The following is a 25,230-nucleotide window of genomic DNA, read 5'->3' on the forward strand; positions in this document are numbered from 1 at the left end:
GTCCGCGAGCTAGGCGAACCGGATGGCCAGGACGGTGGTGTCGTCGTCCTTCTCGCCCGGGACGGCCTCGACGAGCCGGTCCACCCAGGGGTCGAGGGGGCCGCCTGCAGGGCCCGCGCCGCCGGCGGTGCGCAGCAGGTCCAGGGCGGCCAGGAGGTCGACCTCGCGACGCTCCACCAGGCCGTCGCTGAACATCAGCAGCGTCGACCCCTCCGGCACCAGCACCTGCGCCGCGCGGGCGTGGCCCTCGCCGAGCCCGAGCAGCGGGCGGGCGGTGACGGGTACGTCGCGTGCGGTGACGCCGTCGAACAGCAGCGGCAGGGGGTGGCCGGCGCTCACCAGCTCCACCCGGCGCGTGTCGGGGTCGACGACCGCCACCAGGGCGGTCGCCACGCGCTCGTCGATGAGCGAGGACATCAGCTGGTCGAGGCGGTCCAGGCACGTGCCCGGGTCGTCGCCGGCGAAGAGGTAGGCCCGCATCGCGGTGCGGATCTGGGTCATCGCCCCGACCGCGCTGACGCCGTGCCCAGCGACGTCGCCGACGACGAAGGCGACGCGGCCGCCACCGACCTCGACGGCGTCCCACCAGTCACCGCCGAGCTGGAAGGTCGAGGCGGGAAGGTAGCGCGCGACGACGTCGATGCCCGGCACCTGGGGCAGCTGCTCGCGCAGGATCGAGCGCTGGAGCGACTCCGCCACCGCGATCTGCTCGCGGGAGCGCTGCAGCATCAGGCCGTTGACGTGGGTCTGCAGGGCGGTGGCGGCGTCGGCCTGCCACGGCTCCCAGGGCGCGCTGTGGCCGCGGACGACCTGCTGCCACTTCTCGAAGGACTTGCGGGGGGAGAGGCGCACCTCCGGCCCCTCCTTGGCCGCGAGCAGCTTGTTGGTGGGGTCGCCGCCCCAGTCGACCACCTGCTCGAGCTCGGGGCGCACCCACAGCAGCCAGCTGTCGGGCCCGGCCGCGATGCACAGCGCGCCCGCCGCGACGCCGGAGTGCTCGGCGAGGGCGGGGTCGAGCACGGCGAGGTGGTCGCTCGCCACGACGTCACCGGTCGGCCGGAGCAACAGCTGGGCGATGCGACGTACGACGTCGTCGTCGGGGAGCTGGCCTGCGGTGTGCAGCCGCTCGTCGTGGCACAGGGCGACGCCGCCGGCGTCCATGAGCCGCAGCAGGTCCGGGTCGGCCACGAGCCCGTCGAGCGGCGCGGCGCTCGAGGCGGAGAGCCGGGCCGTCATCTGCGCGAGCGTCGACTGCGCGACCAGCGCGGCCTCCCGCTGGTCGGAGCGCTCCCGTTCGGCGACCATCTGCGAGGTGACCTGGCCGAGGAACTCCGCGGCCGCCCGCGCGTCCTGGCTGGGCCGGTGCGGGCCGGAGTAGTGGTGGCAGGCCACCAGGCCCCACAGCTCGTCGTCGACGATGAGGGAGATGGACATCGAGGCGGTGACGCCCATGTTGGTGAGGTACTCGATGTGGATGGGGGAGACGCTGCGCAGCGTCGAGTGCGACAGGTCCAGGGGCGCCCCCGTGCCCGGGTCGAGCACCGGGTGCAGCGGGACGGGCGTGTAGCCGATGTCGGCGATCAGGCGGGTCCAGTTGACGGTGTAGAGCCGACGCGCCTGCGCCGGGATGTCGGTGGCCGGGTAGTGCAGCCCGAGGAAGGGGTTGAGGTCGGGGCGCCGCTCCTCGGCGACGACCTCGCCGTTCCAGTGCTGGTCGAAGCGGTAGACCATCACCCGGTCGAAGCCGGTGATCGTGCTGACCTCGCGCGCCAGCTGCGCGGTCAGCTCGTCCACGGTGCTCGCCGCGGCCAGGCGCCCCATGGCGCTGCGCGCCGACCGGTACGACATCGGCAGCGCGCGGGTGCGCTCGAGGGACTCGATCTCGACCACCAGGCGGTCACCGGAGACGTGCGCGGCGACGTCGACGGTGCGCCCGGAGAGGCTGCCCGCCCGGTCGGCGGGGAGCAGGAGGGTGAGCGGCTCGCGCACGATGGCCAGCTCGGCGTGCTCCCGGATCGCCTGCGCGGCGGTGTCGCCGACGAAGTCGGCCAGGGGGCGGCCGACGGCCTCCTCCACCGGGATGCCGAGCATGTCCTCGACGTTGGCGGAGACCATGAGGGCGGTCGTCGACGCCGGGTCGACCGCGAGCAGCACGCCGTGCGGCTGGATCGCGCCCGGCACGTGGATCGGCTCGCGGTCGCAGTTGTTGAGGTCGACGCGACCGTACGCCGGAGTGTGCGGCGACGCCGTCTCGGTCACGCAGGCTCCATCGGCAGTCGCAGTAGGTCGGGGCCCACTTTACCCGTCCGAGGGCCCGTCCGGCTCACCCGTCCTCGGCGCCGGCGGCGACGGCGTCCGCCACGGTGGACAGGACCTCGTCCAGCCGGGTCGCGAGCTCGTGGGGGCCGTCCACCACGGCGACCGCGCCGGCCGCACGGAGCTCGGCCTCGGTGACCCCGCCGGTGAGCACGCCCACGAACGGGACGCCCGCGCCGCGGGCGGCCTCGGCGTCCCAGACGGTGTCGCCGACGGCGAACGCGCGGTCCGCCCCGGCCCGCTCCAGGCTCAGCGACAGCAGGTCGGGCGCGGGCTTGCTGGAGGAGGCCTCGTCGCCGGACAGGGTCGACCGGATCGCGCCGGTGCCCGGGACCAGGTCGAGCAGCCGATCGGTCAGCTCCCGCTCGCCGGAGCTCGCCAGCACGATCTCGACACCGGCCTCGCGCAGCGCCGTCAGGAGGTCGCCGGCGCCCTCGAGCACCACGACCTCCCCGAAGCGGGCGTCGAGGTGGTGGGCGTGCCGGGCCCGTACGTCGTCGCCGACCGAGCGCTCGACGCCGTCGTTGGTCACCGCCGCGACCAGCCGGTCGCCGCCCATCCCGATGGCGCGATGCAGCCGGTGGGAGGCGACGTCGACCCCGACGTCGCGGAACGCGGCGCGCCAGCAGCCGACGTGGACGTAGACGGAGTCGACGAGGGTCCCGTCGAGGTCGAGGACGACGGTGTCGGGTCGGGGCGGTGTCGTGGCGGCAGGGGTCATCGCCCGCTCGGTATCCACTCGCGGTGCGGGGCAGTCGCGGGGTGGTCGCGGGGTGGTCGCGGGGTGGTCGCCGGTCCCGGGGGTCGGTCGCGGGGGTGGGTACCGGCGGGGAGCGCCGCGACGCGGCGTACGCCCGGGACCTCGGGCGTCACCGACCGGGAGGGAACCCGCGTGAGCACCGACGACCACGACACCCCGCACGCCCAGGAGCGCAAGCTCGTCGAGCTGGTGGACGGCATGCCGATCGCGATGATGACCACGCTCGACGCCGAGGGACGGCTGCGGGCGGTGCCGATGGCCCGCCAGGAGGTCGAGCCGACCGCGGACCTGTGGTTCATCACCGCCCGTGACACCCAGCACGTCGACGACGTCCGTGCCCGACCCCAGGTGGGCCTGACCTTCTCCTCGCGGGACTCCTGGGTCTCGCTGCGCGGTACCGCGACCGTCGTCGACGACGACGCCAAGCTGCGCGAGCTGTGGAACACCTTCGCCGAGGCGTGGCTCCCCGGCGGTCCCGAGGACCCGCAGGCGGTGCTGATCCACGTCGCCGTCGAGCACGGGGAGTACTGGGACAGCCCGGGTGGGAAGGTCGCCTCGCTGATCAGCTTCGCCAAGACGAAGCTCACCGGCGACACCTACGACGCCGACACCGGCCGGGTCGACCTCTGAGAGGTCCGGGGGAGCAGGCCCGGGACGCGAGGAGGCCCGGCGCTCGTGAGCGCCGGGCCTCGTGCCGTCGGACGCCGTGGCGTCCGGGAAGGATGTGCCGGCAGGTCGTCTCGCAGCTGCCCGGGTCTGCGTAAGCCCCATGCGTCGCACCGCCGGCTCCCAGGAGGTACCCGGGCGGTGCGGGGGTAATCACAGCCGATGTGGTTTCCACCCCTCGGGGTGAGGGACCCTCAGAGGGCGCCGGGCGCGCTGCCGCTCGAGCCGTGCTGCGGGACGGCCTCGAGGAAGGGCATGCCGGTGATGACCAGCACGCGGTGCGCGATGGTGCCGGGCGCGGCGACCAGGGCCAGCTCGGTGCCGTTCTGCTCGGCGTTGCGCAGGCCGGTCGCGAGCACGCCGACCGCGACGCTCGGCAGGAAGTCAACGTCGCTGAGCTCGACGGCCAGCGGCCGGCGGTGCTCGTCGGAGTGCTCCTTGACGGCGCTGCGCAGCGCGGCGACGGCGTACTCGTCGACGGACCCGCCGAGGGTGAGCACCCCGTCGGCGTAGGAGGACGAGAACGGCCGTTCCAGCATGCCCTCGACACTAGCCGTGCCCCGGACCACGGCTGAAACCGGTCGCCTCACCCCTACGGGTACTTCTCCCGGGCTCCGTGACGAGCGGGACGCGTGTGGCCCGCGCGACGGCCGGTGAGCACGTTTCCGGCGGCGGGGCGCAGGTCACCGGAGCCGCATGACGCTGTTGATCGAGGGCCCGGACCGGCGGACGGTGCCGCCCGCGCCGGTGGACGACCCGCAGGCCGACCCCGTCGGTCGGGGCTTCCGCGACTGCCGGGGCGTGTGGCACGCGCTGGACCGCGACGACGACGGGGGGCGGGACTGATGTTGCTGCCGAAGGCCCGCGGGACGCTGAGCGAGCAGCTCTTCACCGCTCTGCGCGAGGAGCCGGGGACGGCCGTCGCCCTCTCGGCGACCTCCGTGGACGTCGCGGACGACGCAGAGGACCGAGCCATCGCGCTGTGGGCCTCCTACGAGCTGCACTACCGCGGGTTCGAGGACGTCGACGACCGCTGGGAGTGGAGCCCCGACGTCCTGCGCGTCCGCGCCGGGCTCGAGGAGGCGCTCGAGGCCGAGGTCCGCGAGCGGTACGCCGCGCACCAGCCGGAGCGCACCGACGACCTGGCCAAGGACCTGTTCGACTACGTCGCCGACCACGACGGCCCGTCGATGGCGCGCTACGTCCAGACCGAGGCCACCGAGGCGCAGGTGCTGGAGCTGCTGCGGCAGAAGTCGGTCTACCACCTCAAGGAGGCCGACCCCAGCGCCTGGGTCGTGCCGCGGCTGCCCACCGGGCCGAAGGCGGCCCTCATGGAGCTGCAGTTCGACGAGTACGGCGACGGCAACCCCGCGCGTCTGCACCAGCACCTCTTCGAGCGCGGTCTCGAGGCCGCCGGGCTGCGCTCGGAGTACGGCGCGTACGTCGACGAGGCGACCCTGCCCGTCCTGGAGTCCAACAACGTCCAGTCGTTCTTCGGCCTGCACCGCCGCCTGCGCGCGGCCTCGCTGGGCCACCTGGCCGCCTTCGAGGCGACCAGCTCGATCCCGTCGCGCCGGATGGCCCAGGGCCTCGAGCGCCTCGGGTTCCCCGACGAGATCGCCGACTACTACCGGGAGCACGTCGAGGCCGACGCCGTCCACGAGCAGCTCGCCGTCCGTGACATCTGCGTGCCGCTCGTCGAGCTCGAGCCGGCCCTCGCCGACGACGTGTTCCTCGGGGCGTTCGCCTGCCTGGACACCGAGGACCGCCAGGCCCGCGACCTCCTCGACCGCTGGGGGGTCGAGGCGTGACCGCCCGGCCCGTCGACCCGCCCACCCCGGCCACCCCGGCCACCCCGTCCACCCCGGCGCAGCCGGTCGTGGAGGAACGGCCCACGATCGTCATGTGCCCCGAGGGGCCGATGCTGCTGCGCGGCGACGCGGTGATCGAGGACGCCGACGGCAACCGACACCGCACGACCCGCCCGGTCAGCGCCGTGTGCCGGTGCAACAAGTCGGCCACCAAGCCGTGGTGCGACGGCACGCACAAGCTGCTGCCCAAGAAGCTGCGCCCGTAGCCGCTCGCCCCCGGCCTGCCCCGGTCCTGCTGCTCGTGCGCTCGGTCCTCCTGCGGGCGCGGCGAGGGAGGACGGAGCCGGGGCGGGGGCGTCAGGCGCGGACGAAGCGGGCGACGACGCCACCCTCGAAGACCCGGGTGGAGTCGAGGGTCATGCCGTGGGCGGCGGCCACCGAGCCGGCGATGGCGCCGACCTGCTCGACGTTGCCCAGCTGGAGGAGCAGCGTGGCGCCGGGGAGCAGGTGCGCGGCCGCGACCTCGACGCAGGCCACGGCGACGGTCGTGCCGTCGGCGCCGCCGTCGATGGCGAGAAGGGGGTCCTCGGGGAACCGGCCGGTGTCGGCGGCGGGCACCCACGGCGGGTCGGCGAGGACGAGGGCGTACCGCTCGTCGGCCGGGACCATCGCGGCCAGGTCGCCGTTGCGGACCTCGACCCGGTCGCCGAGGCCGGCGGCGGCGGCGTTCTGGAGGGTGTAGGCGGACGCGACGGGGTTCGCGTCGACGCAGACGAGCCGGCGGTCGCCGTCGTGGACGGCGAGCAGGCCGATCTGGCCGGCACCGGCGCAGAGCTCCAGGACGGGGCCTGCGGGGGCGTCCTCGAGGAGCTGGGCCGCCCAGGTGGACTGGGCCGCGGTCCAGGTCCGGGGCCGCAGGACGCGCGCGTCGAAGGTGATCGTCAGCGGCCCGAAGACCATCTGCTCGCCGACGGCCGTGCCGCCGGTGCCCTGCGTCACCGACCCGCGCCCGTGGTGCTCAGCGTGACGACCTCCGAGGTCGGGGTCCCGGGACCGGTGCTCGTGTCGTCCCCACGGAGCACGCCGATCAGCAGGAACGTGCCGCCCACCACGATCAGGAGCACCAGCACGGCGGCGGCGATCAGGTAGCGGGCGCGTCGGTTGTCCATCGGCTTGTCGGCGCTCATGACGGCACTCCGTCTCGGTGCAGCAGCATGCCCGCCCTGTGTCCCGATGCGCGCGCGGCCATGCGGGCCGCGAGCGTGGCGCCGACCGCACCGGGATGTGGTGGGATGGCGCCATGTCGGAGGAGCCGCGCCCGGTGCGCATCGCGATCGTGAACGACTACGAGCTGGTCGTCGCGGGCGTCGCTGCGCTCCTGCAACCGTTCGCGGACCGCGTCGAGGTGGTCGAGCTGGACAGCCGTACGCCGGTCGCCAGCGACGTCGACGTCGTGCTGTACGACTCCTTCGGCCAGGTCCAGGGCGACCAGATCGACGTCGACGGGCTGCTGAACGGCACCGACGCGAAGTTCGTGGTCTTCAGCTGGAACGTGCAGCCGGACCTCGTGCAGCGCTCGCTCGACAACGGCGCGGCGGCGTACCTCTCCAAGGCGGTCAGCGCCGACCAGCTCGTCGACGTGCTCGAGCGGGTGCGGGACGGCGAGACCGTCACCCCCGACGAGACCTCGCCCGACGAGGCCGGGCAGTTCGGCCGGTGGCCGGGCGAGGAGCTGGGACTGAGCCAGCGTGAGGCCGAGGTCCTGGCGCTCATCACGCAGGGCCTGTCGAACGAGGAGATCGGGCAGCGGGCCTACATCGGCATCAACACGGTCAAGACCTACATCCGCACGCTCTACCGCAAGATCGGCGTGTCCCGGCGGGCGCAGGCCGTCGCCTTCGGCATCGAGCACGGGTTCCAGCCCGACCGCGTGCGGCACGTCGACGGCCGGACCCAGCGCGAGGACTGAGCCCGGCCGACGGCGGGTGCGGAGCGGTGGGCTCGGCCACCGCGGGAGTCAGTGCGCGACGCGGCCCTCGACGACGTACGCCAGGCGGCGCAGCGACTCGACGTTGCGCCAGCCGAGCTGGGCGTCGCGCAGCGGCTTGGGGATCAAGCGCCCCGGTCCGTCCTCGACGTCCTCCTCGATGGTCACCTGGGTCTCGGTGCCTGCCGCCTCGAGGTGCAGTCGGACCCGGGCCGTGCCGGCCGGCCACCCGCGTGCCTTGAGCTCGAGCAGCGAGGGCGGCTGGGCGCGGATGACCTCGGTGTTGTCGTCGATGAGCAGCGGCCAGGTCCCGACCGAGTGGTGCAGCTTCGAGCCGACCTCCGGCCAGTGCTCGTCGACGTCGCGCATGCGGGAGGCGCCGACCACCCACAGCGGGTAGAGCCAGCCGTCGCAGAGCACCTCCCACACCTGGTCGGGCGTGGCATGGATGCGTCGGGTGTTGGTGCTCACGGGCGGAACACCACCTTGACCATGCCGTCCTCCTTGGCGCGGAACTTCGCGTACGCCTCGGGGGCCGCGTCGAGCGGCAGGTGGTGGGTCGCGAAGTCCTCGGTGCCCAACGGGTCGCCGTCGGTGAGCAGGGGCAGGATGTCGTCGCTCCACCGGCGGACGTTGGCCTGGCCCATGCGCAGCTGGATCTGCTTGTCGAACATCTGGAACATCGGCATCGGGTCCGTCGCGCCGCCGTACACGCCCGAGAGCGAGACCGTGCCGCCGCGGCGGACGCAGTCGATCGAGGCGTGCAGCGCGGCGAGGCGGTCGAAGCCGGCGTTGAGCATGAGCGGCTCGGCGATGGCGTCGGGCAGCAGGCCGACGGCCTTGATCGCCTTCTCGGCGGCGGGGTTGCCGTGCGCCTCCATCCCGACCGCGTCGATGACCGAGTCGGCGCCGCGGCCACCCGTGCGGCTGCGGACCTCCTCGGCGAGGTCGTCGACGGCGTCGAGGTCGATGGTCTCCGCGCCACGGGCGCGGACGCGCTCGAGGCGCTCCGGCACGCGGTCGACGACGATCACGCGGTGGCCCTCGTGCATCGCGATCCGGGCGGCCATGTCGCCGATCGGGCCGGCGCCCATGACGAGCAGCACGCCGTCGGGCGGGAGCTCGGCGTACCGCACGGCCTGGTACGCCGTCGGCAGCACGTCGGAGAGGTAGACGAACCGGTCGTCCGAGGGGCCCTCGGGGACCTTGATCGGCAGGGTGTCGGCGAACTGCACGCGGAGGTACTCCGCCTGCCCACCGGGGACCTGGCCGTAGAGCTTGCTGTAGCCCAGCAGGCTCGCGCCGGTGCCGTGCTCGCGGTTCTGGGTGGTCTCGCACTGGCTGTGCAGGCCTTGCGAGCACGTCCAGCAGGTGCCGCAGCTGACGTTGAACGGCACGACGACGCGGTCGCCGACCTTGAGGTCCTTGACCTCGGGGCCGACCTCCTGCACGACGCCCATCGGCTCGTGGCCGACCACGTCGCCCTTGGTCATGAAGGGCGACAGCGGCTCGTAGAGGTGGAGGTCGGAGCCGCACAGCCCGGTCGAGGTGACCTTGATGATCGCGTCCGTGGGGTCGACGATCGTCGGGTCCGGCACCTCGACGACCTGCATGTCCTTGGTGCCCTGCCAGGTCACTGCCTTCATCCGGTGCTCCTCCTCGTCGGCCCGTGGGCCGGTCGTGCGTACGTGGTCCCTGTGATCGGTCGGGTACCCAGGGCGGGGTCCGGCACACGGGCCGTCCGCGGCCCGGACGTCGCATGGACGCGGTCTCTCGTGCAGGCGTGGGGGAGAAGCGCTTTGGTCCTTAAGGGTGAGGTCACGCGCGCTCCCGCGCGGGAACCGGGCGGCGGTGACGCTCCTCGACCACGACGCCGCGGCTCCGGCCGGGGTCGCCCCCGTCGCCCTTCCCGCCCCTCCCAGCTCTCCCCGCAGCGCCGACCGCCCCGTGACCGTCGCCTCGGTGCCGTCTGGCCACGTCTACGTCCGCCACCTCGCGCCCGAGGCCGGCGGCGGGCCCCGCCGGCTCGCCGACCCGCGGCCTGCCGGGCAGCCCGCCGAGTCCCAGGTGTGGTGGCCGCCGGCCATGCTCGACGCGGCCTGGGTCCGGCAGCACGAGTTCGACCTGCTGCACCTGCACTTCGGGTTCGACGCCCGCACGCCCGCGCAGCTCACCGAGCTGGTCCGCGCGCTCCGCGAGACGGGCCGCCCGCTCGTGCAGACCGTGCACGACCTGCGCAACCCGCACCACGAGGACCGCTCGCTGCACGACGCCCAGCTCGACGTGCTGGTCCCGGCCGCCGACGAGCTCGTGACGCTCACCGCCGGCGCCGCCGCGGATATCGAGCGCCGCTGGGGCCGCGCCGCGACCGTCGTGCCGCACCCGCACGTCGTCGACCTGCGCACGATGGCGGTGGCCCAGGACGCCCGCGCCCGCCGCCGCACCGACGCCTTCCGTGTGGGGCTGCACGTCAAGAGCCTGCGGGCGGGCATGGCGCCGATGACGATCCTGCCGGCGCTCGTCGAGACGGTCGCCGCGCTGCCCGGCGCGGTGCTCCAGGTCGACGCCCACCACGACGTGATGGACCCCGACGGCGCCCGCCGCGACGACCGCCTGGCGACGTACCTGCGGCGGCTGGAGTCCGACGGTCTCATCGACCTGCGCGTGCACGACTACTTCACCGACGCCGAGCTGTGGGCCTACCTGTCCTCGCTCGACGTCTCCGTGCTGCCCTACCGCTTCGGCACCCACTCCGGCTGGCTGGAGGCGTGCCGGGACCTCGGCACGACGGTCGTGGCGCCGACCTGCGGCTACTACGCCGACCAGGGCCCGGTGCTGTCCTACGTGCACGCCGAGGAGACGTACGACGCCGCGAGCCTGGCCGACGCGGTGCGCACCGCCCACGCGACGCGCCCGCGCCTCGGCGCCGGCATCGACGAGCGCCGCCGGCAGCGGGCCGAGGTGGCCGCCGCCCACGACCGCGTGTACGCCGCCGCGCTCGAGAAGGCGGGGCGTCGGTGCGCATCTGCCTGATCGCCTCGAGCCGGTTCCCGGTCGCCGAGCCCTTCGCCGGCGGCCTCGAGGCAATGACCCACGCCCTGGCCCGGGAGCTGGTCGACCGCGGGCACGACGTCGCCCTCTTCGCCGGCCCGGGGTCGGACCCGAGCCTGCCCGTCGAGCTGCTCGACCTGCCGGACTTCGAGCCGAGCGAGGCGGCGATGGGCGACGTCAACGCACCCTCGCGGCACTGGATGGCCGAGCACCACGCCTACCTCTCGCTCATGCTCGCCCTCACCGCGGGCGACCAGCACCGCTTCGACGTGGTGCACAACAACAGCCTCCACCACCTGCCGGTGGCGATGGCCCGCTCGCTGTCGGTGCCGCTGGTGACCACGCTGCACACGCCGCCCCTGCCGTGGCTGGAGTCGGCGATGGCGCTCGCGCCGGACGCCTCCTCGTTCGTGGCGGTGAGCCGGGCGACCGCGCAGGCCTGGTCCCACGTCGTCGAGGCCACGGCCGTCCACAACGGCGTCGACGTCTCGAGCTGGCGACCGGGCCCCGGCGGCGGCCCCGCCGTGTGGACCGGACGGGTCGTGCCCGAGAAGGCCCCGCACGAGGCGATCGACGCCTGCCGGCTGGCCGGCGTGCCGCTGGTGGTGGCCGGGCCGCTGTCGGACCGCGCCTACTTCGAGGAGCAGATCGCTCCGCGGCTCGGCGACGGGGCGACGTACGCCGGTCACCTGGACCACGCCGCGCTGACCCGTCTCCTCGGCCAGGCGTCGGTGGCGGTGACCACCCCGGCGTGGGACGAGCCGTACGGGCTGGTCGCCGCCGAGGCGATGGCCTGCGGGACCCCGGTCGCGTCGTACTCCCGCGGGGCGCTGCCCGAGGTCGTCACCCCCGGGGCCGGCGTGCTCGCCCGGCCGGGCGACGTCGCTGACCTGGCCCGTGCGGTGCTCGAGGCGCGGGACTGCGACCGCGCAGCCGTGCGCCGGCACGCCGAGCAGGAGTGCTCGCTGACCCGGATGGTCGACGAGTACGAGCGCATCTACGCCGGGCTGCTCGACCGCGACCTCGCCGCGTGACCCGGATCGGCTACTACGTCCACCACGTCGGCCGGGGCCACCTGCACCGCGCGACGTCGGTCGCGGCCGAGCTGACCCGCGGCGGCGCCGAGGTCACCGGCCTCTCGACGCTGCCGCGCCCGGCCGGCTGGCCGGGTCCGTGGGTGGAGCTGGCGCGCGACGACGGGCCCGTCGACCCCGTCCGCGACCGGGCCGATGCCGGCGGCCGCCTGCACTGGGTGCCGCTGCACCACGGCGGGCTGCGCGCCCGCGGCGCGGCGATCTCGGCCTGGATCGCGGACGCCGCACCCCGGGCGGTCGTCGTGGACGTCTCGGTCGAGGTCTGCCTGCTGGTGCGGCTGCACGGCGTGCCGGTCGTCTCCGCGGTGCTCCCCGGGGTCCGCGACGACGCCGCGCACCTGCTCGGTGCCGACGTGGCCGACGCGCTGCTGGCCTTCTGGCCGGCGGGGGCGACCGGGATGGTGCGGCCCGCCTCGCTCGAGCAGCGGGTCACGGCCGTCGGCGGACTCGCGCGGTACGCCGTCGCGGAGCCGGCGCCGCGACCGCCGGGGCCCCTGCGGGTGACCTACCTGGCCGGCTCCGGCGGGCACGAGCTCGACCCGCGCCTGCTCGACGCCGCCCGCGAGCAGACCCCGGACTGGTCGTGGACGGTGCTCGGCGGGACAGCGCCGTGGGTGGACGACCCGCGCGCCGCCATCGCCGAGGCCGACGTCGTCGTGACCCACGCCGGGCAGAACGCGCTGGCCGAGGTGGCCGCGCTGCGCCGCCCCGCCGTCGTCGTCCCCCAGGACCGCCCGCACGAGGAGCAGCGGACGACCGCCCGGGTCCTCGGCGCCGGTGCGTGGCCGGCCCTCGCGCTCGAGTCGCTCCCCCCGACCGGCTGGGCCGCGCTGCTCGACCGGGCGCGGGACCTGGACGGCGCCGCCTGGGCCGACTGGTGCGACGGGGGCGCGGCCGCCCGCGCGGCAGCTGAGGTACGCCGCGTGGCCGACGGGGTAACCGGATGAGCATGTCCGGCGCGTCGTCGAGAGCAGCCGCGGCCGACGCGGTCGCGGAAGCCGAGGGGGTCGCGGGGGTCGCGCGGCCGGTGCGGGTCGGGGTGGTCACCGTGGCTCACGGCCGCCACGAGCACCTGCGCCACCAGCACCGTGCCCTCGCGCGGTCCGACCGGCTGCCCGACGACTACCTGGTCGTCGCGATGGGTGACCCGGAGATCACGGCGCGGACGCTCGACGGGCTATCCTCGCGGGTCGTGCCGGTCGCGGTCCCGCCCGACGGTCGGCTGCCGCTCGCGGCCGCGCGGAACCTCGGCGCCCGCACGGTGATCGGGGCCGGCGCGGACGTCGTGGTGTTCCTCGACGTCGACTGCCTGCCCGGCCGCGAGCTCGTGGCGGCGTACGCCGACGCGGCGCACCGGGAGCCGGGGGTGCTGTGGTCGGGCCCGGTGACCTACCTCCCGCCGGGGCGCGGCGGCGCCGACCTCGACCGGCTCGACGATCTCGACTCGCCCCACCCCGCCCGGCCCGCGCCGGCCCGCGGCGAGCTGTTGGTCGGCGGCGACCCCGACCTGTTCTGGTCGCTGTCGTTCGCGGTGTCGGCGGAAGGTTGGACGCGGGTCGGCGGGTTCTGCGAGGACTACACCGGCTACGGCGGCGAGGACACCGACTTCGGCCGCTCGGCGGTCGCGGCGGGGCTGGGGCTCGGCTGGGTCGGCGGCGCCCGCGCCTACCACCAGCACCACCCGGTCGAGAGCCCGCCGGTGCGCCACCTCGACGACATCCTGCGCAACGGTGCGCTCTTCCACCGACGGTGGGGCGAGTGGCCGATGCGCGGCTGGTTCGTCGCCTTCGAGGAGCAGGGGCTGGTGCGGCGGACCGGCGACGGCTGGGAGCGGGCCTGACCGGGGACGGTGGGTACCGGCCGGGCATGGACAACACCCTCGACGACCTCCGCTCGCTCGTGCTCGTGTGCACCCTCAAGTCCGGCGACCAGGAGTCCAGCTCCGAGCTCATCGGCCGCCAGGTGCTGGACCGGCTGGCGGCGTACGGCGCCCCCGGTGAGGTCGTGCGCGTGGTCGACCACGACGTGCGCTTCGGCGTGACCACCGACGAGGGCGACGGCGACGAGTGGCCGGCGATCCGGCAGAAGATGCTCGACGCCGACCTGCTCGTCATCGCCACGCCGATCTGGCTCGGCCAGCCGTCGTCGGTGTGCAAGATGGTGCTCGAGCGGCTCGACGCCGAGCTCGGCGAGACCGACGACGAGGGGCGGATGCTCACCTTCGGCAAGGTCGCCGCCGTCGCCGTCGTCGGCAACGAGGACGGCGCCCACCACGTCGTCGCGGAGTGCCTGCAGGCGCTCAACGACACCGGGTTCTCCGTCGCGGCCAACGGCAGCACCTACTGGGTCGGCGAGGCCATGCAGGCCGTCGACTACGCCGACCACGACGAGACGCCGGAGAAGACGGCCGCCACCATCGACACCGCCGCCAAGAACTCGGTCCACCTCGCGCGGCTGCTCAAGGCGGCGCCGTACCCCGCCTAAGGGGGCCTGCCGGCTCGACGGCTGGGCGCAGAGAAGGCCGCGAGGCGTCGACATCCCAAGTGAACCTGGGATGTCGACGCTCCGCGGCCATCGCGATGGCCGCGGAGCGTCAGGAAAGGCCGCGAAGCAGCCCCCGGGGCCGGGCTCAGCCGCGCAGCTGGGGCAGCACCTCGGCGCCGTAGGCGCGGATCATGTCGAGGTAGTGCGGCCCCATGTTGGCGACGTACACCTCGTCGTAGCCGGCGTCGACGTACTGCTGGAGCTGCTCGACGTGGCGGGCGACGCCGGGGCCGGCGACGATGCTCTCGGCCGTCGACTCGCGGGTGACCAGCTGCGAGGCCTGCTCGAAGTGCTTGGGGGAGGGGAGCACCTGGGCGAGCTCGCCGGGGAGGCCGGCGTTGGCCCAGAGCCGGTGGGCGTGGTCGACGCCCTCGTCCTCGGTGGGCGCCCAGGAGACCTTGACGCCGCCCTGGGTCGGCTTGCCGCCGGTGGCGTCCTTGAACTGCCGGATCGAGTCGGCGTCGGGGGCGGTGCTGACGAACCCGTCGCCGATCTCGATCGCGGTCTGCAGCGCCTTGGGGCCGAAGGCGGAGACGTAGACGGGGACCGGCTGCTCGGGCAGCGTGTACAGCCGCGCGGTGTCGACCTGGTAGTGCTTGCCCTGCCGGGTGACGGTCTCGCCGGTCCACAGCTCGCGCATGAGGTCGACGGCCTCCTCGAGCATCTCCAGGCGCACGTCGAGGGAGGGCCAGGGCCCGCCGAGGACGTGCTCGTTGAGCGCCTCGCCGGTGCCGACGCCGAGGGTGAACCGGCCGTCGAGCATCACCGAGGCGGTCGCGGCCGCCTGGGCGACGATCGCGGGGTGCACGCGCACGGTCGGGCAGGTCACCGCGGTGGTCACCGGCAGCGAGCAGGCCTGCGACAGCGCGCCGATCACCGACCAGACGAAGGCGCTCTCGCCCTGCTCGTCGTTCCACGGGTGGAAGTGGTCGCTGATCCACAGTGCCTCGAAGCCGGCCTCCTCGGCGGCGACGGCCTGCTCGACGAGCTGCTGCGGGGTGTACTCCTCGCAGGACAGGAAGTATCCGAAGCGCATGGGGCTCCTCCCGGGTCGGTGTGCGGCGCGGGGGAGGTACCCCGCCGAGCGCCCGCACAGCCGCCCGCGAGGAGGACGAGACCATCCCGGAGGGTGGTGATTGCCCCCGCGGAGCCGTGGGCACCGGTTGGCGAGCGCGGTCCCCCCGCTGCGCCACCGCGGAGAGACGCCCCGACCCGCGACCCACCCTGCCCGGAGGCCCGCATGGACCTGCTCGACGAGCGCTACGAGCTGCGCGAGGTCATCGGACGCGGCGGCACCGCCGAGGTGCACCGCGCCTGGGACCGCGTGCTCCAGCGCGAGGTCGCGGTCAAGCTGCTCCTGGCGCCCGGCGCGCTGGAGGAGGCGGAGACCGCGCGGCTGCGGTTCGCCTCGGAGTCCCGACTGCTGGCCCGCCTCGACCACCCCGGCCTGGTCACCCTCCTCGACGTGGGTACGTCGGCGGGCCGGCCGTACTTCGTGCTCGAGCTGGTCGACGGGGGCACCGTCGCGGGTCTCCTGGCCGCGGCCCCGCTCGAGCCGGCGGTCGTGGCGGACCTCGGCGCCCAGCTGGCTGATGCGCTCGCCCACGCCCACGCGCAGGACATCGTCCACCGCGACGTGAAGCCGGGCAACGTCCTGCTCGCGCCGGGCGGCCGTGTGAAGCTCGCCGACTTCGGCATCGCCCGGCTGATCGGCGAGGGCGTCGGGGTGACCCGCACCGGCCACACGGTCGGCACCATCGCCTACCTCGCTCCCGAGCAGGTGCGTGGGGAGCGGGTCGGTCCGCCGGTCGACGTCTACGCCCTGGGGCTGCTGCTGCTCGAGGCGCTCACCGGCGTCCGGGCCTACCCCGGCACCTCGACGGAGTCGGCCTTCGCGCGGCTGCACCACGGGCCGACCATCCCGCTCTCGCTGCCGACCGGCTGGCCGCGCCTGCTCGCCGCGATGACGGCCGCCGACCCCGCCGACCGGCCGACGGCCGCCGTCGCCGCGGCCGCGCTGCGCGACCTCGCCGCCGGTCGTCCCGTGGTGACGCCGCTGGCCGACATGCCCCGCACGGTCACCTCCGCCAGCGCCGGCCCGCGGACCCGGTCGGTCCGGCTGTGGCCCGCCCGGCGACGTACCGCCCGGTGGGTGGGGGTGGCCGCCGCCGTCGTGGTCGGCGCGGTCGCCGGCATCGGCACGCTCGGCCCGGACCCCGCGGTGAGCGAGGACGCGCCGGCGGTCTCGGCCGCGAGCCGGATCCAGCCCGCGTCCGTGCTCTCGCGCGCCGGGAGCTCCGGCGCGCACCACCGGGGCGCCTCGCCGTCGGCCTCCGCGAGCCCGGTGGCCGAGCGCACGCAGACCCCCCGCCAGCCGCGGGCGACGGCCGGTGACCGTCGGCGCAGCCCCGCGGCGGACCGGGGCGGCCGTGACCATGGTCCGCAGGGCAAGGCACGGGGACACACGAAGGGCAAGGGCCACCCGGGCGGCGGCAGCAAGGGCAAGGGCGGCGGCAAGAAGGGCGGCGGCAAGAAGGGCAGCGGCAAGAAGGGCGGCAAGCCCGGCAAGGGCAAGGGCCGCTGATCCTGCGCCGCCGATCCTGCGCCGCCTCAGGTGCAGGTCGGGCAGGCGAGCCGCACCGGCGACTCCGCGCACAACGGGCCGTCCTCGCCGGCCGGCCGGGCCGTCGCGGTCAGCCGCGGCACGAGCAGGGCGCCGCAGTGGGCGCACCCCTCCGGTGGTCTCCTGAGCTGCTGATCGTCTCCCTCTCCCATGCCCCCACCGGTATCCGCATCTGTGACGGCGCTCACTCACCTCTAAGGATGGGACAGGCCGCCGACCAGGCGGGCGAGCTGCCGCCGGGTGCGGGCGGCCTCGGGGACCGCGCGGGTCATCCAGACGTGGAACATCGCCGGCACCTCGTGCACCCGCAGCTCGGTGGAGCGTCCTCGCAGCCGCTCGGCGAGGCCGTCCACGGCCGGGCGCAGGATGTCGCGGTCGCCGATGTGCAGGTGGATCGGCGGCAGCCGGTCGAGGTCGTCGTCCAGCGGGTCGACGAGCGGGTCGGTGGGTGGGCGGTCACCGGCCCACCAGCGGGCGGCGGCGCGCAGGCCGGACTCGGCGAGCATCGGGTCGGTCGGCTCGAGGTCGCGGACGGCCCCGTCGTCGAGGGTCGGGTCGAGCCACGGGCTCAGCGCCACGACGCGGTCGGCCTGCGGCCCGCCCTCGTCGCGCAGGCACCGGGCCAGCACCAGGACGAGCGCGCCGCCGGCGGAGTCGCCCATCAGCACCAGCGGGAGGTCGTCCGCGGCCGCCTCGCGCGCGAGGTCGAGCAGGCGAGGGAGCACGTCGTCGACGGTGGCGTCCGGGGCGAGGGGGTACGCCGGCACGACGACCTCCGCGCGGGCGACCCGGCCTCCGAGGGACCGGACGAGCCGCCAGTAGTCGGCGGTCAGCGGGTGGACGTAGCCGCCGCCGTGGACGTACAGCACCCGCGCCCGCGGGGCGGACCGCCGCGGCCGGACCGTCCACACGGTCATCGCGTCGCGGCGGCCGGTCGCCACCCGACGTACGGCCCTGGTGAGGCGGGTCGGGGGAGCGTCGCCCTGCCGCTGGGCCTCGCGGGCCCGGGCGAGGGTGTGCTCCTCGCCCTCGAACGCCTGCTTGTCGCGGCGGGCGCGCATGCCGAGGACGTAGAGCCTCGTCCACGGGGTCGGCGCGCGGCCGTCGACCTCCCACTGCACCGTCATGGAGGTCCGTTGCCCGACGCCACCGGCCCGAAACGACGACCGGCTCCGACCTGCATCTCTGCTGGTCGGAGCCGGTATCTGTACGCCATCAGGGACTCGAACCCCGAACCCGCTGATTAAGAGTCAGCTGCTCTGCCAATTGAGCTAATGGCGCCCGGTGAAGCGACGACTACGTTACCAGCGGGGAGCCGTCGGGAGAAATCGCCGACGGCCTCGACCGCCCGGTCAGCGGGCCGCCAGGACGGCCTGGGCCGCGTTGTGGCCCGCGATGCCCGAGACGGCGCCGCCGCGGCGGGCCCCGCTGCCGCACAGGAGCACCGAGTCGACGTCGGTCGCCACGCCCCACTGGCGGGCCGGGGTGTCGAGCAGCGCCCGGTTCGAGGCCCACGGCCAGTCGAGGTCGCCGTGGAAGATGTGGCCGCCCGGCATGGCGAGGTCGCGCTCGACGTCCTGGGGGATCTTCGCCTCGATGCAGGGCTGCCCCGCGGCGTCACGGGCCACGCAGGACTCGATCGGGTCGACGAGGTGCTCGTCGAGGGAGGCGATCGCTCGGGCCACGGCCTCGGCCTTGGCGGCGGCCGGGTCGGCCTCGAAGAGCGTGGCCGGTGTGTGCAGGCCGAAGTAGGTCAGCGTGTGCGTCCCGGTGGGGGCGTCGCCGAGGATCGAGGGGTCGGTCAGCGAGTGGCAGTAGACCTCGCCCGGCAGCACGGCCGGCACCCGTCCGGCCGCGGCGTCCGCGTGGGCGGCGGCGAGCTGGGTGTAGTCCTCGGCGAGGTGCAGCGTGCCGGCGAACGCGACGGCCGGGTCGACGCCCGAGCGCAGGCGGGGGAGGCGGTCCAGCAGGAGGTTGATCTTCAGCTGCGACCCGACCGGCTTGGTCGCGGTGTCCTCGGGCTCGCCGAGCAGGATGCGCAGCACCCAGGGGGCGACGTTGGCGAGCACGGCCCCGGCCTCGACGGTGCGGTGGCGCTGCCCGTCGTGCCAGTCGACCTCGGCGCCGCCGGCGTGCGCGCGGATCGCGCTGACCCCGGCGCCGGTCCGCAGCTCGGCACCGGCCGCGGTGGCCGCGCGCGCCAGGGCGGTGGTGACCGCGCCCATCCCGCCGACGGGGACGCGCCACTCACCGGTGCCGTTGCCGACCAGGTGGTAGAGGAAGCAGCGGTTCTGGACGAGCGAGGGGTCGTCGAGGGCGGCGAAGGTGCCGATCAGCCCGTCGGTCGCGACCACGCCGCGGACGGTGTCGTCGCGGAAGCGCCGCTCGATCGCCTCGCCGAGCGGGCGGGCCACCACGTCGCGCCAGATGCCCGGGTCGACCCGGTCGCGCACGGCCCGCTCGGTCGGCAGCGGCTCGAGCAGGGTGGGGGCGACGACGTGGGCGAGGTCGGCCACGTCGGCGTAGAACTCGCGCCAGGCGGCGTACTCGTCGTCGGAGCCGGTCAGGGCGCGGAACGACGCCGCGGTCGCCGGGCCCTCGGGCCGCTCGACGAGCAGCCCGCCGGCGCGGCCGTCGCGGACGACCGGGGTGTACGACGCCGTCGACCGCGACACCAGGGTGACGTCGAGCCCGAGGTCGGCCATGAGCGCCTCGGGCATCAGCGAGACGAGGTAGGAGTACCGCGAGAGCCGGGTGTCCCGGCCGGGGAAGGCCGCGGCGGAGACGGCCGCGCCGCCGGTGTGGTCGAGGCGCTCGAGCACGAGCACCGACAGGCCGGCCCGCGCCAGGTAAGCCGCGGAGACCAGCCCGTTGTGCCCGCCGCCGACCACGACGACGTCGTACCGCGGACGGTCCGGAGCAACGTTTCCCGAGGTCACGCGGGCCAACCTAGGCCATGACCGGCGGCGTCGGCGGACACGGGAGGATCACGGTTCGGCCGAGCAGGTGCCGTGGGGCGCTCGGTGGTGTTTCATCTGTCCTGGGTTGACAAATCCGCTCGGGGAGGGGTGGGGCGTGAGGCTGGACCCGGCGGTTCGGGTCGGGGGACTGCTCGCTGCGCTCGTCGCCAGCGGGTTCCTCGCCGTGCACGCAGCCCCCGACGAGGGGTTCGTCATCGGCATCTGGCCGGTCGGCGTCGCCTCGGCCCTCGCGCTCGAGCTCGGGCGCCGGCGTGCGCCGTACCTCCTGCCCGTCGTCCTCCTCGTCGCGGTCATCACCATCTGGCTGGGTGGACGGCCCGGGGACGTCGCGGTCGGCTACGCCCTCGGCATCACCGTCGGGACCGCCGTCGTCGTGGCGCTGCTGACCCGCGGTCGCGAGGGCCGGCCGGCCCTGCGGACCGACGGGGACCTGCGGCGCTACTTCCTCGCGTGCAGCAGCGCCGGCCTGGTCGCCGCGCTCGCCGGCGCGGCGACGTCGTGGGCCACCGGCTTCGGCGACCCGGGCCTGGTCGCGCTCGCGCTCGGCACGGCGCACGCGGCCTCGCAGCTGACGCTGCTGCCGTTCTTCATGCGGCTGCCGCAGCACGGCTCGATCGCGAGCCCGGTCGAGCGGGTGGCCCAGTGGGTGGCCATCGTGGTCATCACCCCGCTGGTCTTCTACCCCGACGAGCTGCCGTCGATGGCGTTCATGGCCGTGCCGCTGCTCGCCTGGGGAGCGCTGCGGCTGCGGCCGTTCGAGGCGCTCGCGCAGATGGCGGCGACGGTGTTCTTCGCGATCCTGATGACGACCTACGACCGAGGCCCGTTCGCCGCGGTCCCGGACGCCTTCGGCCTCTCGCCCGACGCGCGGGGCGTGCTCCTGGCGGCGTACGCCGCGACCTGCGCGCTCATCGTCGTGCCGCTCATGATCCGGGTGGGCCAGCACATCGTGACCTCCCGCGAGGCCCGCAACGAGCGCGACAAGGTGCAGAGCATCGTCGACGGCGCCCGCGGCATCGCGATCATCGGCTCCGACGCCGAGGGCCGGGTCACCCTGTTCAACCCCGGCGCCGAGCGTCTCCTCGGCTACACCGCCGAGGAGATGATGGGCCGCTCCTCGCGGGTGCTGCACACGATGCGCTCGGTCGTGGACAAGGCCGACGAGCTCGGCACCGCGCGCGACTTCGGCTCGGTCGTCCAGGAGATCGTCAAGCCCGAGCACGCCGGGACGCGGATGCGGTTCCTGCGCAAGGACGGCCGCGAGCGGGTGCACTCGCTGACGCTGAGCCGGATGACCGACGAGCGGGGCCAGGTCGTCGGCTACGTCGCCACCTCCGAGGACGTCACCGACCACGTGCAGGCCCAGGGCCGGCTGCAGGACGCGCTGCACACCGAGCGGCAGGCCGTCGAGCAGCTGCGCGAGCTCGACCGGGCCAAGGACGCCTTCGTCTCCTCGGTCAGCCACGAGCTGCGCACCCCGATCACGAGCATCCTGGGCTACCTCGAGCTGCTCGGCGACGGGTCCTACGGTTCGCTCTCGCCCACGCAGGCCAAGGCCCTGCAGCGGGTCTCGGACAACAGCGACCGCCTGCTCGGCCTGATCGACGAGCTGCTCACGCTGTCCCGGCTCAGCGAGGACGGCCTCGCGCTCAGCTCGCGCGCCTTCGACCTGCGCGAGGTGGTCCAGGAGGGGTACGACGTGGTGTCGCCGGCCTGGGCCCACCGGGACCTGGAGGTGACCCTCGACCTGCCCGACGATCCGGTGCCCTTCGTCGGCGACCGGGACATGCTCGAGCGCGTGGTCGTCAACCTCGTCGGCAACGCCGTGAAGTTCACCCCCGAGGGCGGGTCGGTCGACGTCGACCTCGCCGTGGCCGTTGCCGGGCCGCTCGGCCCGGAGATCCAGCTCGACGTGCGCGACACCGGCATGGGCATCCCCTCGCACGAGATCCAGCAGCTGTTCTCGCGGTTCTTCCGCAGCTCGCTGGCCCAGGAGCGGGCGATCCCGGGCTCGGGCCTCGGGCTGTCGATCACCCGCGCGATCGTCGAGAAGCACGGCGGCGTGATCGAGGTCGAGTCCGTCGTGGACCGCGGCACCCTGTTCCGCGTGCGGATGCCCGTCGGCGCCTGAGCCCGCCGGCTCGCTAGGGTCCGACCCCATGGCCCGCACCTACCGCGACGCGTGGGGCGTCCCGCACGTCCGGGCCGCGTCCGTCGCGGACCTGGCGCACGGGCAGGGCGAGGTGACCGCGCGGGACCGGGCCTGGCAGCTGGAGCACCTGCGGCGCCGCGCCACCGGCACGACCGCGGAGGTCCTGGGCGCACCCGCGCTGCCCTGGGACCGGCTCGCCCGGCGCACCTGCCTCACCGACGTCGCCCGCCGGGCCCACGCCGGCCTCGCCGCCGAGGCGCGCGCCTTCGTCGCGGCGTACGTCGCGGGCGTGAACGACGGCCTGGCCGCCCGCGCCACCGGGGTGCCCGAGCTGGAGCGGCTCGGCATCGAGCCGCGGCCGTGGGAGGAGTGGACGCCGCTGGCGGTCTTCCTGGCCCAGCACCTGCTCTTCGCGAGCCTGCCCGGCAAGCTGTGGGCCCACCGCGCCCGTGAGGTCCTCGGCGACGACGCGCTGCTGCTGTCCCACGAGGGTCCCTCGGCGTCCGGCTCCAACGCCTGGGCGGTCGGCGGCGCGCGCACCGCGTCCGGGCTGCCGCTCATCGGCGGCGACCCGCACCGGGTGATCGAGGCGCCGGGCGTCTACCAGCAGGTGCGGCTGGCCTGCGAGGACCCCGACGACGCCTTCGACGTCGTCGGCTTCGCGTTCCCGGGCGTGCCCGGGGTCCAGCACTTCGCGCACGCCGGCGGCGTCGCGTGGGCGATCACCAACGGCATGGCCGACTACCAGGACGCGTACGACGAGCGGTTGCGGCGGACGGCCGCCGGCGTCGAGGCGCTCGGGCCGGACGGCTGGGAGCCCGCGACGGCCCGGCGGGAGACCATCGCGGTCCGCGGCGCCGCGGACGAGCCGGTCGAGGTGGTGGTGACCGCTCGCGGGCCCGTCTTCGAGGGGTCGGTGGAGGAGGGGACCGGGCTGTCGGTGCGGTTCGCCTCCGACGTGCTGGGCGACCTCGGCTTCGACGCGCTGCTGCCCCTGCTGCGCGCCCGCACCGTCGACGACGTGGACGCGGCACTGGACGCCTGGGTCGAGCCGGTCAACAACGTGGTCGTGGCCGACACCGCGGGCGTGGTGCGCTATCGGCTGGCCGGGCGGGTCCCGCTACGGCCGGACGCCAACCGGCGCGGGGTCGTCGACGCCGCCGACCCGGGCACCGCGTGGACGGGCTGGCTCGAGGCGCTCCCGCGCCACGACGTACCCCCCTCGGGGCAGGTGGTCACCGCCAACGAGCGACGCGGGCCCGAGAGCGAGCCGATCGGCACCGCCTTCGCCGCGCCGCACCGGGCCCAGCGGATCGAGGCGCTGCTCGACGGGCGGGACGGGCTGACGGCCGAGGACCTCGCGGCGATCCACGACGACTCCCTGCTGCTGCCGGCCTTCGCGCTGCGCGACGCGCTGGTCGAGGACCAGCGGCCGTCGCCGGCGGGGGAGGCGGTCCGCGACGCGATCCTGGCCTGGGACGGGCGGATGCTGGCCACCTCGACCGGTGCGGCCGCCTTCGCCGCCTGGCGCTCCGCCCTCGTACGCCGCCTGGCGGCCGAGCCGGTGCTGGCGCCGTTCGCGGACCCGCGCCACGACCTGGTGTTCCTGCCCTGGATGGACCCGGTCGGCCGGGTGGGGCACGCGCTGGAGACCCTCGCGGCCGCCGGCACGCCGTTCGGGCTGGACCTGCGGGCGATCGCGTGCGCCGCGCTCGACGACGCGGCCGGCCACCCCGCGACCTGGGGCACCACGCACGTCGCCACGCCGGTCCACGCCTTCGAGGTGGCCGACGGCGACCTCGAGCCGCCGCCGCTGCCGGCCCTGCCCGTCGACGGCGACGGCGACTGCGTGCGGTGCACCGGGTCGGTGCCCGGGTGGACCGACGAGTGCTACCGCGGCTCGGTCGCCCGCTACGTCTGGGACCTCGCCGACCGCCAGGCCAGCGGCTGGGTCGTGCCGCTCGGCGCCGCCGGCGACCCCGCCGACCCGCACCACCGCGACCAGCTGCCGCTGTGGGCCGCCGGCCGCCTCGCCCCGGTCGTCACCGACTGGGACCGCCTGACCGAGGAGACCCGATGACCTTCCACCTCGACCGGTTCGACCCCGCCCGCGACAGCGCCACGCTGCACGGGTGGGTGGTCGAGGACCGGGCGCAGTTCTGGATGATGCAGGACCACACGCTGGAGCAGGTGCGGGAGATCTACACCTGGCTCGACGAGCAGCCGACCCACCACGTGTGGTTCGTGCGCGACGACGCCGGCACCCCGGTCGCGCTCCTCCAGGACTACGAGCCGACCGCGGAGGAGGTCGGGTCGACGTACGACGTGCGTGAGGGCGACCTCGGCCTGCACTTCATGCTGGCCCCCGCCACCACCGTCCGGCACGGCTTCACCGCGGAGGTCGTGGACTTCGTGCTCGGCCGCGCCTTCGCCGACCCGGCCGTCCAACGGCTCGTCGTCGAGCCCGACGCCCGCAACGACAAGGCCGTCGCGCTGGTCCGGCGGCTGGGCTTCGAGCTCGGCCCGGTCGTCGAGCTCTCGACCAAGCCGGCCCAGCTGGCGTTCCTCACCCGGGCGGCCGCCGGTCGGTGAGCCCGGCGGCCAGCGGCCGGGTCAGTTCGCGGAGATCCCGTGGTGGGTGCACCAGATGACGGCCTGGGCGCGTCGGTCGACGCCGATCTTGCGGTAGGCCGCGCGGACGTAGGTCTTGACGGTGTTCACGCTGACGTAGAGCCGCTCGGCGATCTCGGCGTTCGACAGGCCGGCGGCGACGAGGGCCAGCACCTCGAACTCGCGCACGGTCAGGCCGTGGGGGAGGAGCAGCACCTTCGCGTCGACGTGCCTGGTCGAGGGGGTGCCGCCGGGCGCGGCGCGGGCGACCCGGTCGAGGACGTCGATGACCTCGGCGGCGGAGGCGTCCATGGGTACGACGCCGGCGACGCCGTGCTCGAAGGCGGCCGTGGTGAGAGCGGGCTCCTGCGGGCGGGCCAGCGCGACGACGCGGGCGTTGCTGCGGACCAGGTGGTCCAGGTCGCTGCCGGCGGTGCCGTCGACCGGGTCGAGCCCGGCGGTGTCGTAGAGCACGACGTCCAGCCCGGCCAGGTGGCCGTCGGAGACCGACGCGTCAAGCACCGTGACCTCCAGGGGGTGGCGCCGGAGCATGCTGGAGAGACCGGTGAGCACGAGCTCGAACGGGCTGATCACGCCGACGGTGAGCGGTGGGCTCGACTCCTTGCGCGGCATGG

At 75.0% G+C, this 25,230-nt stretch carries 26 protein-coding genes and 1 tRNA gene; 14 read left to right on the plus strand and 13 right to left on the minus strand.

The annotated features are described in order from the left end of the window. Positions 1-9: 9 nt before the first annotated feature. Together QWY28_RS06390 and QWY28_RS06395 are read right to left on the minus strand one after the other, a co-directional pair. The gene (locus QWY28_RS06390; protein WP_300951486.1) at positions 10-2,259 is read right to left on the minus strand and encodes a SpoIIE family protein phosphatase; all 2,250 of its coding nucleotides are present in this window, start codon (positions 2,257-2,259) and stop codon (positions 10-12) included. A gap of 64 nt (positions 2,260-2,323) precedes the next feature. Beyond that, entirely contained in the window at positions 2,324-3,037 is a 714-nt protein-coding gene (locus QWY28_RS06395) for an HAD family hydrolase (RefSeq protein ID WP_300951487.1), read from the minus strand. Between the two features lie 171 nt (positions 3,038-3,208). Between QWY28_RS06395 and QWY28_RS06400 the strand changes: the two genes are divergently transcribed. Continuing rightward, positions 3,209-3,706, plus strand: a complete 498-nt coding sequence (locus QWY28_RS06400; RefSeq protein WP_300951488.1) for a pyridoxamine 5'-phosphate oxidase family protein — start codon at positions 3,209-3,211, stop codon at positions 3,704-3,706. A gap of 230 nt (positions 3,707-3,936) precedes the next feature. Here the strand turns inward: QWY28_RS06400 and QWY28_RS06405 are convergent, their stop codons facing one another. Continuing rightward, positions 3,937-4,281, minus strand: coding sequence for an STAS domain-containing protein (locus QWY28_RS06405; RefSeq protein ID WP_300951489.1), 345 nt, complete (start codon positions 4,279-4,281; stop codon positions 3,937-3,939). Positions 4,282-4,438: 157 nt separating this feature from the next. Between QWY28_RS06405 and QWY28_RS06410 the strand changes: the two genes are divergently transcribed. From QWY28_RS06410 to QWY28_RS06420, 3 genes are read left to right on the plus strand one after another with little or no spacing between them, the layout of a single operon-like run. Beyond that, a complete protein-coding gene (locus QWY28_RS06410) occupies positions 4,439-4,588 on the plus strand; it encodes a hypothetical protein (RefSeq protein ID WP_300951490.1) in 150 nt (49 codons plus the stop codon). After that, a complete protein-coding gene (locus QWY28_RS06415) occupies positions 4,588-5,553 on the plus strand; it encodes an iron-containing redox enzyme family protein (RefSeq protein WP_300951491.1) in 966 nt (321 codons plus the stop codon). Before QWY28_RS06410 ends, QWY28_RS06415 begins: the two co-directional genes overlap by 1 nt. Further along, positions 5,550-5,819 carry a CDGSH iron-sulfur domain-containing protein gene (locus QWY28_RS06420; protein WP_300951492.1) on the plus strand — a complete coding sequence of 90 codons (270 nt, stop codon included), beginning with the start codon at positions 5,550-5,552 and terminating at the stop codon, positions 5,817-5,819. Before QWY28_RS06415 ends, QWY28_RS06420 begins: the two co-directional genes overlap by 4 nt. A gap of 91 nt (positions 5,820-5,910) precedes the next feature. Here QWY28_RS06420 and QWY28_RS06425 read toward each other — a convergent pair whose 3' ends face one another. Together QWY28_RS06425 and QWY28_RS06430 are read right to left on the minus strand one after the other, a co-directional pair. Then, positions 5,911-6,552, minus strand: coding sequence for a methyltransferase (locus QWY28_RS06425; RefSeq protein ID WP_300951493.1), 642 nt, complete (start codon positions 6,550-6,552; stop codon positions 5,911-5,913). Next, entirely contained in the window at positions 6,549-6,740 is a 192-nt protein-coding gene (locus QWY28_RS06430; protein ID WP_300951494.1) for a hypothetical protein, read from the minus strand. Before QWY28_RS06430 ends, QWY28_RS06425 begins: the two co-directional genes overlap by 4 nt. A 113-nt stretch (positions 6,741-6,853) precedes the next feature. On the opposite strand from QWY28_RS06430, the gene QWY28_RS06435 reads away from it, so the two are divergent. Next, positions 6,854-7,522: a response regulator transcription factor gene (locus QWY28_RS06435; RefSeq protein WP_300951495.1), complete on the plus strand. Its 669-nt coding sequence runs from the start codon at positions 6,854-6,856 to the stop codon at positions 7,520-7,522. Positions 7,523-7,570: 48 nt separating this feature from the next. On the opposite strand, the gene QWY28_RS06440 is transcribed toward QWY28_RS06435, so the two are convergent. Together QWY28_RS06440 and QWY28_RS06445 are read right to left on the minus strand one after the other, a co-directional pair. After that, the gene (locus QWY28_RS06440; protein WP_300951496.1) at positions 7,571-8,011 is read right to left on the minus strand and encodes an SRPBCC family protein; all 441 of its coding nucleotides are present in this window, start codon (positions 8,009-8,011) and stop codon (positions 7,571-7,573) included. After that, positions 8,008-9,186 (minus strand): zinc-dependent alcohol dehydrogenase, encoded by a 1,179-nt coding sequence (locus QWY28_RS06445; RefSeq protein WP_300951497.1) that lies wholly within the window; start codon positions 9,184-9,186, stop codon positions 8,008-8,010. The genes QWY28_RS06440 and QWY28_RS06445 overlap by 4 nt, the downstream gene beginning before the upstream one ends. A gap of 166 nt (positions 9,187-9,352) precedes the next feature. On the opposite strand from QWY28_RS06445, the gene QWY28_RS06450 reads away from it, so the two are divergent. The 5 genes from QWY28_RS06450 to QWY28_RS06470 are packed head-to-tail and all read left to right on the plus strand — an operon-like array spanning position 9,353 to position 14,169. Beyond that, a complete protein-coding gene (locus tag QWY28_RS06450) occupies positions 9,353-10,573 on the plus strand; it encodes a glycosyltransferase family protein (RefSeq protein ID WP_300951498.1) in 1,221 nt (406 codons plus the stop codon). After that, complete coding sequence (locus tag QWY28_RS06455) at positions 10,558-11,625, plus strand: glycosyltransferase family 4 protein (RefSeq protein WP_300951499.1); 1,068 nt, start codon at positions 10,558-10,560, stop codon at positions 11,623-11,625. Before QWY28_RS06450 ends, QWY28_RS06455 begins: the two co-directional genes overlap by 16 nt. After that, positions 11,622-12,632, plus strand: a complete 1,011-nt coding sequence (locus QWY28_RS06460; protein WP_300951500.1) for a glycosyltransferase — start codon at positions 11,622-11,624, stop codon at positions 12,630-12,632. The genes QWY28_RS06455 and QWY28_RS06460 overlap by 4 nt, the downstream gene beginning before the upstream one ends. After that, a complete protein-coding gene (locus QWY28_RS06465) occupies positions 12,629-13,525 on the plus strand; it encodes a glycosyltransferase family 2 protein (protein ID WP_300951501.1) in 897 nt (298 codons plus the stop codon). Before QWY28_RS06460 ends, QWY28_RS06465 begins: the two co-directional genes overlap by 4 nt. Positions 13,526-13,551: 26 nt before the next feature. Then, on the plus strand, positions 13,552-14,169 hold the full coding sequence (locus QWY28_RS06470) for a flavodoxin family protein (protein WP_300951502.1): 618 nt from the start codon (positions 13,552-13,554) through the stop codon (positions 14,167-14,169). A 145-nt stretch (positions 14,170-14,314) separates the two neighbouring features. Here QWY28_RS06470 and QWY28_RS06475 read toward each other — a convergent pair whose 3' ends face one another. Next, positions 14,315-15,265 carry a TIGR03557 family F420-dependent LLM class oxidoreductase gene (locus QWY28_RS06475; protein ID WP_300951503.1) on the minus strand — a complete coding sequence of 317 codons (951 nt, stop codon included), beginning with the start codon at positions 15,263-15,265 and terminating at the stop codon, positions 14,315-14,317. A 204-nt stretch (positions 15,266-15,469) separates the two neighbouring features. On the opposite strand from QWY28_RS06475, the gene QWY28_RS06480 reads away from it, so the two are divergent. After that, the gene (locus QWY28_RS06480; RefSeq protein ID WP_300951504.1) at positions 15,470-16,813 is read left to right on the plus strand and encodes a serine/threonine-protein kinase; all 1,344 of its coding nucleotides are present in this window, start codon (positions 15,470-15,472) and stop codon (positions 16,811-16,813) included. A gap of 26 nt (positions 16,814-16,839) precedes the next feature. On the opposite strand, the gene QWY28_RS06485 is transcribed toward QWY28_RS06480, so the two are convergent. The 4 genes from QWY28_RS06485 to QWY28_RS06500 form a co-directional block, all read right to left on the minus strand. Then, positions 16,840-17,004, minus strand: coding sequence for a hypothetical protein (locus tag QWY28_RS06485; RefSeq protein WP_300951505.1), 165 nt, complete (start codon positions 17,002-17,004; stop codon positions 16,840-16,842). Between the two features lie 42 nt (positions 17,005-17,046). Next, positions 17,047-17,979 (minus strand): alpha/beta hydrolase, encoded by a 933-nt coding sequence (locus QWY28_RS06490; RefSeq protein WP_300951506.1) that lies wholly within the window; start codon positions 17,977-17,979, stop codon positions 17,047-17,049. Between the two features lie 81 nt (positions 17,980-18,060). After that, a tRNA-Lys gene (locus tag QWY28_RS06495) sits at positions 18,061-18,133 on the minus strand. Positions 18,134-18,204: 71 nt separating this feature from the next. Then, positions 18,205-19,791 (minus strand): phytoene desaturase family protein, encoded by a 1,587-nt coding sequence (locus tag QWY28_RS06500; RefSeq protein WP_300951507.1) that lies wholly within the window; start codon positions 19,789-19,791, stop codon positions 18,205-18,207. Between the two features lie 136 nt (positions 19,792-19,927). On the opposite strand from QWY28_RS06500, the gene QWY28_RS06505 reads away from it, so the two are divergent. Genes QWY28_RS06505 through QWY28_RS06515 form a run of 3 tightly spaced genes read left to right on the plus strand, consistent with a single transcriptional unit; the run spans position 19,928 to position 24,577 of the window. Next, complete coding sequence (locus QWY28_RS06505) at positions 19,928-21,964, plus strand: ATP-binding protein (protein WP_300951508.1); 2,037 nt, start codon at positions 19,928-19,930, stop codon at positions 21,962-21,964. 28 nt (positions 21,965-21,992) lie between these two features. Next, complete coding sequence (locus QWY28_RS06510; RefSeq protein ID WP_300951509.1) at positions 21,993-24,065, plus strand: penicillin acylase family protein; 2,073 nt, start codon at positions 21,993-21,995, stop codon at positions 24,063-24,065. Continuing rightward, positions 24,062-24,577: a GNAT family N-acetyltransferase gene (locus QWY28_RS06515; RefSeq protein WP_300951510.1), complete on the plus strand. Its 516-nt coding sequence runs from the start codon at positions 24,062-24,064 to the stop codon at positions 24,575-24,577. The genes QWY28_RS06510 and QWY28_RS06515 overlap by 4 nt, the downstream gene beginning before the upstream one ends. Before the next feature lie 21 nt (positions 24,578-24,598). Here the strand turns inward: QWY28_RS06515 and QWY28_RS06520 are convergent, their stop codons facing one another. After that, on the minus strand, positions 24,599-25,228 hold the full coding sequence (locus QWY28_RS06520) for a helix-turn-helix transcriptional regulator (protein WP_300951511.1): 630 nt from the start codon (positions 25,226-25,228) through the stop codon (positions 24,599-24,601). Between the last annotated feature and the right edge of the window lie 2 nt (positions 25,229-25,230).

The organism is Nocardioides oceani (genome assembly GCF_030412965.1).
GTDB classification, from domain to species: Bacteria; Actinomycetota; Actinomycetes; order Propionibacteriales; family Nocardioidaceae; genus Nocardioides; species Nocardioides oceani.

Coding starts and splice junctions, on each gene's coding strand:
- QWY28_RS06395 (WP_300951487.1), bottom strand. CDS start 3,037: ATGACCCCTGCCGCCACGACACCGCCCCGACCCGACACCGTCGTCCTC.
- QWY28_RS06405 (WP_300951489.1), bottom strand. CDS start 4,281: ATGCTGGAACGGCCGTTCTCGTCCTCCTACGCCGACGGGGTGCTCACC.
- QWY28_RS06410 (WP_300951490.1), top strand. CDS start 4,439: ATGACGCTGTTGATCGAGGGCCCGGACCGGCGGACGGTGCCGCCCGCG.
- QWY28_RS06415 (WP_300951491.1), top strand. CDS start 4,588: ATGTTGCTGCCGAAGGCCCGCGGGACGCTGAGCGAGCAGCTCTTCACC.
- QWY28_RS06430 (WP_300951494.1), bottom strand. CDS start 6,740: ATGAGCGCCGACAAGCCGATGGACAACCGACGCGCCCGCTACCTGATC.
- QWY28_RS06435 (WP_300951495.1), top strand. CDS start 6,854: ATGTCGGAGGAGCCGCGCCCGGTGCGCATCGCGATCGTGAACGACTAC.
- QWY28_RS06445 (WP_300951497.1), bottom strand. CDS start 9,186: ATGAAGGCAGTGACCTGGCAGGGCACCAAGGACATGCAGGTCGTCGAG.
- QWY28_RS06465 (WP_300951501.1), top strand. CDS start 12,629: ATGAGCATGTCCGGCGCGTCGTCGAGAGCAGCCGCGGCCGACGCGGTC.
- QWY28_RS06470 (WP_300951502.1), top strand. CDS start 13,552: ATGGACAACACCCTCGACGACCTCCGCTCGCTCGTGCTCGTGTGCACC.
- QWY28_RS06475 (WP_300951503.1), bottom strand. CDS start 15,265: ATGCGCTTCGGATACTTCCTGTCCTGCGAGGAGTACACCCCGCAGCAG.
- QWY28_RS06480 (WP_300951504.1), top strand. CDS start 15,470: ATGGACCTGCTCGACGAGCGCTACGAGCTGCGCGAGGTCATCGGACGC.
- QWY28_RS06485 (WP_300951505.1), bottom strand. CDS start 17,004: ATGGGAGAGGGAGACGATCAGCAGCTCAGGAGACCACCGGAGGGGTGC.
- QWY28_RS06490 (WP_300951506.1), bottom strand. CDS start 17,979: ATGACGGTGCAGTGGGAGGTCGACGGCCGCGCGCCGACCCCGTGGACG.
- QWY28_RS06510 (WP_300951509.1), top strand. CDS start 21,993: ATGGCCCGCACCTACCGCGACGCGTGGGGCGTCCCGCACGTCCGGGCC.
- QWY28_RS06515 (WP_300951510.1), top strand. CDS start 24,062: ATGACCTTCCACCTCGACCGGTTCGACCCCGCCCGCGACAGCGCCACG.
- QWY28_RS06520 (WP_300951511.1), bottom strand. CDS start 25,228: ATGCCGCGCAAGGAGTCGAGCCCACCGCTCACCGTCGGCGTGATCAGC.